The organism is Streptomyces sp. NPDC058457, from assembly GCF_042720695.1.
Taxonomy (GTDB): Bacteria; Actinomycetota; Actinomycetes; order Streptomycetales; family Streptomycetaceae; genus Streptomyces.
Window position 1 is genome coordinate 1 of sequence record NZ_JBHXLU010000171.1, and the last position, 7777, is coordinate 7777.

A 7777-nucleotide genomic window follows, 5' to 3' on the forward strand; every position below is an offset into this window, starting at 1 on the left:
TCCACCGCACCCCTCCCGATCCCGTCGACTCACACACCGGCAGGTCCGGTCAAAGCCCACCGTAGTAGGCACCGACCACGCCGGGCACCCGGATCCGGCAAGTCACGGGCGCCCCCGGGGAACCCGGTGGCGCCCGGGCCGGAGCGGGGGCGTCCGTAACCGGTGCGCCGCCCGTGGCGTAAGGGCCGGCCGGTCCCCGACAGGTGACCCATCGGCACCTGCTCCGGGGCGAGGGCGGGGAGAGACTGGGACGAGGAGCGGCACCGATCCCCCGCGGTGTCGCTCCGCCCGTGTCACCGGCCCCGGCCCGAACGCGCCGTCACCCGCTCCGGCGAGGGGTAGGGCGGAGAGTCAGGAGATGGGATCCAGGCCGTACAGGGAGCGGCCGCCGGTCAGTTCGCGTCCGGTGACCAGCTCCGGCTCGATGCGGACGAAGACCTCCCGCGGGGACGGCACCCAGGACGTGGGGCCGTCACGGACGAGCCGTTCGTGTTCGCGGGGGTCGCGGACCACGGTCGCACGGCCGGTCACGACGACGCTCCAGCCGGCGTGCGCCACGGCGTCGACCTCGTCGGCCTCGAAGGCGACGACGGAACCGTCGATGGCCCGCACCAGCTCCGAGGCCTCGGAGGTGCGCAGCAGCACCGCTCCGTCCCGGTCCAGTCCGAAGTTGACGGGCAGCACGGCCGGCAGCGCCCCGCGCGTGTGCACGATTCGGCCGACCGGCACCCCGGCGAGCAGTCTCAGGCACTCCCGCCGGTCGAGTTCACGGAATCCGTCGTTGGCATACATCGGCCGTCTCGTCTCCCAGGTCTCTCACGTCGTGTGCCGGGGCGTCGTCGGTCTTCGCCGTTCGGCGGCTCTTCCCGGGCGCGCTGCCCGGGGCCGTGGCGGGCGAAGTCCTTCACCTCCTGGTCGGGGCCGGAGGCCGGTGTCGCCGGTGTCGCCCCGCGGATCCAGCTTGTCCCGGTTCGGTGGGGTGCGCTTGGGCCGTACGGCCCCGGTCACCCGCCGGACGGGCCCTCACCCGCCGGGACACCGCGGGACGGGCCGTTCGGGCCTGCCGTCAGGGAGCCGAGAGGGCCGAACGGCCCTTCCGTGCGACCCGCCGGCTGGACTTCGCTCTCTCCATGGCCGACAACCACACGAGGTCCGTGACCTACCGCACGACCCGTACCGACGGCGGCGCCACCGTCGTCACCCTGCACGGCGAACTCGACCTGCTGGCGGTTCCGGTCCTCTCCGCGGCCCTCGACTGCCTGACGTCCGGTGCGGAGCCCGATCTGGTGCTCGATCTGAGTCCTGTCTCGTTCATCGACTGCTCCGGCCTCAGCCTCCTGTGCCGGGCCCGCAACCGGGTCCGGTACCGCGTCGGCAGACTGCGGCTGGTCACACCGGACGACGGCTTCCCCCGGCTGCTGCGCTGCACGGGGCTGGGTGACACCTTCGAGCTGTATCCCGGCCTCCCCGAGGCCCTCGCCGGCGAGGACGCGCGAGGAGCGGTTGCCTGATCCTGCCCCGCCCGGTGCCGGCGGCCGGTCGGCGGCCCGGCGGTCAGGCGTTCCAGGTCCAGTCGGCGACCTCGGGCAGGTCGGTGCCGTGGGCGCGGATCCAGGCCTGGTGGCGGGTGCGCGCGTCGGCCATCTGCTGGCGCACGCCGGCCGCGCGGACGGCGAGGCCGGGGACCCGGTCGATGACGTCCATGACCAGCCGGTAGCGGTCCAGGTCGTTGCGGACGACCATGTCGAACGGAGTGGTCGTGGTCCCCGACTCCTTGTAACCGCGCACATGCAGGTTCGCGTGCCCGGTACGGCGGTAGGCCAGACGGTGGATCAGCCAGGGGTAGCCGTGGTAGGCGAAGATCACCGGCTTGTCGGTGGTGAACAGGCCGTCGTACTCGAAGTCGCTCATCCCGTGCGGGTGCTCGTCCTTCGGGAGCAGCCGGGTCATGTCGACGACGTTGACCACCCGCACGGCCAGCTGGGGCAGGTGCCGGCGCAGCAGCTGGGCGGCGGCGAGGATCTCCTGGGTGGGCACGTCGCCGGCGCAGGCGAGCACGACGTCGGGTCCGTCGTGGGCGCCGTTCTCGGTGCCGGCCCACTCCCAGATCCCGGCGCCGCGCGCGCAGTGCACGCGGGCCTGGTCCATGGACAGCCAGTCGAAGCAGGGCTGCTTGCCGGCCACGACGACGTTGACGTAGTCCCGGCTGCGCAGCACGTGGTCCGCCACCGAGAGGAGAGTGTTGGCGTCCGGCGGCAGGTAGACCCGGACGACCTCGGGGCTCTTGTTCAGGACATGGTCGACGAAGCCGGGATCCTGGTGCGAGAAGCCGTTGTGGTCCTGCCGCCACACGTGCGAGGTGAGCAGGTAGTTGAGGGAGGCGACGGGGGCCCGCCACGACAACTGCCTCGACGTCTTGAGCCACTTGATGTGCTGGTTGACCATCGAGTCGACGATGTGCACGAACGCCTCGTAGCAGGAGAACAGCCCGTGCCGGCCGGTGAGGAGATAGCCCTCCAGCCAGCCCTGGCAGAGATGTTCGGAGAGGATCTCCATCACCCGGCCGTGGTGTTCGAGGTGTTCGTCGACCGGGAGCCGCCCGGCCTGCCAGGCCTTGCCGCTGACGTCGAAGACGGCCTGGAGCCGGTTGGAAGCGGTCTCGTCGGGTCCCACCAGCCGGAAGTCCCTGCGCTGCCCGGTGTCCTTCATGATCCGGGCCAGGAAGTCGCCCAGGACCCGGGTGGGTTCGTGCAGGGACGTGCCCGGCTTCTCGACGGGGACGGCGAACTCGTCGAGGTCGGCCAGGGGCAGGTCGCGGACGAGCAGACCGCCGTTGGCGTACGGGCTCGCACCCAGCCGCAGATCACCGTCGGGGACACAGGCAAGCACGTCAGCGGTCGGCCGGCCGTCGGGACCGAAGAGTTCCCCGGGCCGGTACGACCGCAGCCACGCCTCCAGCTGCCGCAGGTGCTCCGGGTTCTCACGGACCCCGGCCAGCGGCACCTGATGGGCCCGCCAGGTGCCCTCGACGGGCACACCGTCCACCTCGGCCGGACCCGTCCACCCCTTCGGCGTCCGCAACACGATCACCGGCCAGTGCACCCGCTCCGTGACCCCCTCCTCGCGCGCCGAACGCTGCATGATCGCGATCCGGTCCAGCGCGGTGTCCATCGCCGCCGCCATGGCCCGGTGCACCTCGCGCGGGTCGTCTCCGCTGACGTGGATCGGCTCATGACCGTAGCCGCGCAGCAGAGCGTCGAGCTCGGACTCGGGGAGGCGGGACAGGACACTCGGGTTGGCGATCTTGTAACCGTTGAGGTGCAGGATGGGCAGGACGGCACCGTCGTGGACCGGGTCGAGGAACTTGTTCGAGTGCCAGGAAGCGGCCAGCGGCCCGGTCTCCGCCTCACCGTCACCGATCACACACGCGACCAGCAGGTCCGGGTTGTCCAGGGCGGCGCCGTAGGCGTGGGCGAGGGAGTAGCCCAGCTCGCCGCCCTCGTGGATGGAGCCGGGCGTCTCCGGGGCCACGTGGCTGGGCACCCCGCCGGGGAAGGAGAACTGCCGGAACAGCCGGCCCATCCCCGCCGCGTCCCGGGAGACATCGGGGTAGGTCTCGCTGTAGCTGCCCTCCAGCCAGGAGTTGGCCAGCACGGACGGCCCGCCGTGCCCCGGCCCCCACACACACAGTGCGTCCAGGCCACGCGCCCTGATCACCCGGTTCAGGTGGGTGTACACCAGGTTCAGGCCCGGCGAGGTGCCCCAGTGGCCGAGCAGCCGGGGCTTGATGTGGTCAGGCCGCAGCGGCTCGGTCAGCAGCGGGTTGGACATCAGGTAGATCTGGCCCGCCGCGAGGTAGTTGGCGGCACGCCAGTGCGCGTCCAGGGTGCGCAGTTCCTCGTCGGACAGTACGGTGGCGTCCTGGTGTTCGACCTTGGACATCGGATGACTCCATGGGTAGGTCATCGGGCGGTGGAGGCGGCATGGCCGGCAAGAAGGCGGCGGAGCTGCCGCGCAAGGTGTACGAGGCGGAACTGCTTCGCTTGCAGACCGAGTTGGTGAAACTGCAGGAGTGGGTGCGGGCGACGGGCGCCCGCCTTGTAGTGATCTTCGAGGGACGGGACGCGGCCGGCAAAGGCGGCACGATCAAACGGGTGACGGAGCACCTCAATCCGCGGAGCGCCCGGATCGCGGCGCTGCCGAAACCCACCGAGCGCGAGCGCACCCAGTGGTACTTCCAGCGGTACGCGGAGCATCTCCCGGCGGCCGGCGAGATCGTGCTGTTCGACCGGTCCTGGTACAACCGGGCCGGCGTCGAGAATGTGATGGGCTTCTGTACGAGGGAGGAGTACCAGCTCTTCCTGCGGCACTGCCCGATCTTCGAGCGGATGCTGGTGGAGTCCGGGATCCTGCTGCGCAAGTACTGGTTCTCGGTGAGCGACACCGAGCAGCAGGACCGGTTCAGGAAGCGCCTCGACGATCCGCTGCGGCGCTGGAAGCTCTCGCCGATGGACCTGGAGTCGATCACCCACTGGGAGGCCTACTCCCGGGCCAAGGACGAGATGCTGGTCCACACCGACGTCGCCGAGGCGCCCTGGTACATCGTGGAGAGCGACGACAAGCGCCGGGCCCGGCTGAACATGATGGCCCACCTGCTGTCGACGGTGCCCTACCACGACGTGCCGCCGCCGGTGCTGGAACTCCCGAAGCGGCCGTCGTCGACCGGCTACGAACGCCCGCCACGGGACCTGCAGACCTACGTCCCCGACCACGCGGCGAGCCTCTGAGCAGCCGCTCGCCCCGGTCACGGCGGCGGTCCGGGGCCGGCCGGCGGACGGCAGGCGGAGGCCGGAGCTCCGGTGCGGAGGCTCGTGCACTGCCATGACGGTGATCCCTTCGAGGCGTCGGGGACGGTGCGTGCGGTTCCTGACACCGCTCACTCTGGCGGAGCCAGGCCGGGCACGCCGGATGCCGAAGGTCGGTGACCATTGGGCTGAACGGCCCTGTCCGTGAGGCCTGTTGGACGTGTGCACGGCGTGTGTCCCGCCGTCCGGCGAGGGCCGACGGATTCTGGGACCACCGGACGAGAGGCGGCGCATGACCCACGGCAGAGGCGGACACCCGGGGTGGCACCGGCTGGTGCCCGGACTCGTCTCGCTGCTCGGCTACCGGCGCGCCTGGCTGAAGGGCGATCTGCTGGCCGGGGTGACGGTCGCCGCGTACCTGGTGCCGCAGGTGATGGCGTACGCCGGGGTGGCCGGGCTGCCCCCGGTCGCCGGCCTGTGGGCGATCCTGCCCGCCCTGGCCCTGTACACGGTGTTCGGCTCCTCACGGCTGCTGTCGGTCGGTCCGGAGTCGACGACCGCGCTGATGACGGCCACCGTGGTCGCCCCGCTCGCCACCGGTGACCCCGGCCGGTACGCCGTGCTGGCGGCCGCCCTCGCCGCCGCGGTCGGCCTGCTCTGCCTGATCGCGCGGGCGGTCCGCCTGGGCTTTCTGGCGGACCTGCTCTCCCGCCCCGTCCTGATCGGCTACCTGGCCGGCGTGGCCCTGATCATGGTCGTGGACCAGCTGCCCAAACTCACCGGAGTGCCGGCGACGGGAACCGAGTTCTTCCCCCAACTCTGGTCGTTCTTCACGCACTTGGGTGAGGCCCACCCGGCGACCGTGATCTTCGCGGCGGCGACGCTGCTCTTTCTCCTGATCGTCACGCGGTACTTCCGGGCGCTCCCCGGCCCGCTGCTGGCCGTGGTCCTGGGCACGGCGGCCGTGGTGGCGTTCGATCTCGACGGCCGTTACGGCATCCGGGTCATCGGCACGGTCCCGGCGGGGGTGCCCGCCCTTGCCCTGCCGGACCTGACCGAGCTGCCCCGCCTGGTCCTGCCCGCGCTCGGCGTCCTCCTGGTGGCGTACACGGACTTCATCCTCACCGCCCGCGCGTTCGCCGGCAAAGGCCCCGCCGACGGCCCCGGGCTCGACGCCGACCAGGAGTTCCTGGCCCTCGGCGCGGCCAACCTCGGGGCGAGCGTCCTGCACGGCTTCCCGGTGAGCAGCAGTGCCAGCCGCACCGCCCTGGCCACCTCGGCCGGGGCGCGCAGCCAGGCGTACTCGCTGGTCGCCGGCGCCCTGGTCCTCGCGGTCCTGCTCTTCCTCAGTCCTCTCCTCACCAGGACGCCCGCCGCGGTCCTCGGCGCCCTGGTCGTCTACGCGGCGACCCGCATGACCGACCTCGCCGGTTTCCGCCGTCTGGCCGCCTTCCGCCACCGCGAGCTGTTCCTCGCGCTCGGCTGCCTGGCCGGCGTCCTCGCCCTGGACATCCTGTACGGCGTGCTGGTCGCCGTCGGCCTGTCGGTGGCCGAACTGCTGACCCGGGTGGCCCGCCCGCACGACGCGGTCGAGGGCCTGGTGCCGGGCGTGGCCGGCATGCACGACATCGACGACTACCCGACCGCGCGCACGATCCCCGGCCTCCTGGTCTACCGCTACGACTCGCCCCTGTTCTTCGCCAACGCCGAGAACTTCCACCGCCGGGCCCTTGCAGCCGTCGACGAAACGACCGAGCCCGTCCGCTGGTTCGTGCTCAACACCGAGGCCAACGTGGAGGTCGACATCACCGCCCTCGACGCGGTCGACGCCCTCCGCCGCGAACTGACCGCGCGCGGCGTCGTGTTCGCCCTCGCCCGCGTGAAGCAGGACCTCCTGGACAGCCTGGAGACGTACGGCCTCGCGGACGCGGTCGGCCACGACCGCATCTTCCCGACCCTGCCGACGGCGGTGACGGCGTACCGCGCGTGGCTGGCGGCGCAGCCGGGTCGGTAGACCGAGGGCGACGGTGGGAGTGGCGGTGCGGGAGGCCGCGCACGCACCGACCCGAAGGTCCCGGGCCGGGGACGTACCGAAGGTCCCGGGCCGACGGGCCGCTCGGCCCATGGCGGGCCCGGCCGCAGCGCCGCACCCTGGCAGTGCCGGCTCGACACCCGTCCCGTCACACGTCCCGTCCCGGGAGGCTGCCATGAACGTCCCGTCGACCCTCGGCATGCTGCGCGCCCTGCCGGCCGATCAGCAGCGGCAGCTGATGCGCCATGCCCGGGAGGTCTCCTTCCCGCCGGGAACCCGGCTCTTCGAGGAAGGCGGTCACGCCGACCGGTTCTGGATCATCCGCACCGGCCGCATCGAACTCGACATGCGCGTCCCGGGCCGCCGGGCCGCCGTCATCGAGAGCCTCGGACACAACGAACTGGTCGGCTGGTCCTGGCTGTTCGCACCCCCCGTGTGGCACCTGGGCGCCGCGGCCACCACGCCCGTACGCGCCTACGAGTTCGACGCCGCGACCGTCCTGTCCCTGTGCCGGGAGGATCCGGTGCTGGGCAACGCGGTCAGCCAGTGGGTGGGCCAGGTGCTCGCCCACCGCCTGCGCGCGGCCCGCAAACGGCTCCTTGACCTGTACGCCCCGTACGGCGCCGGTGCCGGCGTGTGACGCCGTCCGCCACGAGGAGCGGCCCTCCCGGGAGTGGGGCGGTGGACGTGGGATCCGAGCCGACGTCCGACCGTGACGGGGAGGCAAGTGGGGCCGGTCGGCCCTAGTACAACCGGCCGCGACGGACAATGATCCTCATGGGCGGCCTGTGGTCTGCCCTCCGTCCGGGAACAGCCGGGGAGCCGGGGACAAGGGGACGTCATGGCAGAGCCGCGCACCTTCTCGGAGCAGGACCCGATCCGTGTGTTCCTGCTGGACGACCACGAGGTCGTCCGGCGCGGCCTCACCGACCTGCTCGAC

At 72.0% G+C, this 7777-nt stretch carries 6 protein-coding genes and 1 pseudogene; 5 read left to right on the plus strand and 2 right to left on the minus strand.

What is annotated here, in order from left to right:
- Positions 1 to 351 precede the first annotated feature (351 nt).
- On the minus strand, positions 352 to 792 hold the full coding sequence (locus ACFWPS_RS53525) for a pyridoxamine 5'-phosphate oxidase family protein (RefSeq protein ID WP_383721765.1): 441 nt from the start codon (positions 790 to 792) through the stop codon (positions 352 to 354).
- 338 nt (positions 793 to 1130) lie between these two features.
- Here ACFWPS_RS53525 and ACFWPS_RS53530 point away from each other — a divergent pair, with 338 nt between their 5' ends.
- Positions 1131 to 1511 carry an STAS domain-containing protein gene (locus ACFWPS_RS53530; protein WP_383721767.1) on the plus strand — a complete coding sequence of 127 codons (381 nt, stop codon included), beginning with the start codon at positions 1131 to 1133 and terminating at the stop codon, positions 1509 to 1511.
- A 43-nt stretch (positions 1512 to 1554) separates the two neighbouring features.
- Here ACFWPS_RS53530 and ACFWPS_RS53535 read toward each other — a convergent pair whose 3' ends face one another.
- On the minus strand, positions 1555 to 3942 hold the full coding sequence (locus ACFWPS_RS53535; protein ID WP_383721769.1) for a phosphoketolase: 2388 nt from the start codon (positions 3940 to 3942) through the stop codon (positions 1555 to 1557).
- A 41-nt stretch (positions 3943 to 3983) separates the two neighbouring features.
- On the opposite strand from ACFWPS_RS53535, the gene ppk2 reads away from it, so the two are divergent.
- From ppk2 to ACFWPS_RS53555, 4 genes and pseudogenes are all read left to right on the plus strand, one after another.
- Positions 3984 to 4787 (plus strand): polyphosphate kinase 2, encoded by an 804-nt coding sequence (gene ppk2 / locus ACFWPS_RS53540; protein WP_383721771.1) that lies wholly within the window; start codon positions 3984 to 3986, stop codon positions 4785 to 4787.
- 310 nt (positions 4788 to 5097) lie between these two features.
- The gene (locus tag ACFWPS_RS53545) at positions 5098 to 6819 is read left to right on the plus strand and encodes a SulP family inorganic anion transporter (protein ID WP_383721773.1); all 1722 of its coding nucleotides are present in this window, start codon (positions 5098 to 5100) and stop codon (positions 6817 to 6819) included.
- A gap of 193 nt (positions 6820 to 7012) precedes the next feature.
- A complete protein-coding gene (locus tag ACFWPS_RS53550) occupies positions 7013 to 7477 on the plus strand; it encodes a cyclic nucleotide-binding domain-containing protein (protein ID WP_383721775.1) in 465 nt (154 codons plus the stop codon).
- A 201-nt stretch (positions 7478 to 7678) separates the two neighbouring features.
- Positions 7679 to 7777 (plus strand): annotated as a pseudogene (locus ACFWPS_RS53555) (DNA-binding response regulator); the annotation flags it as partial.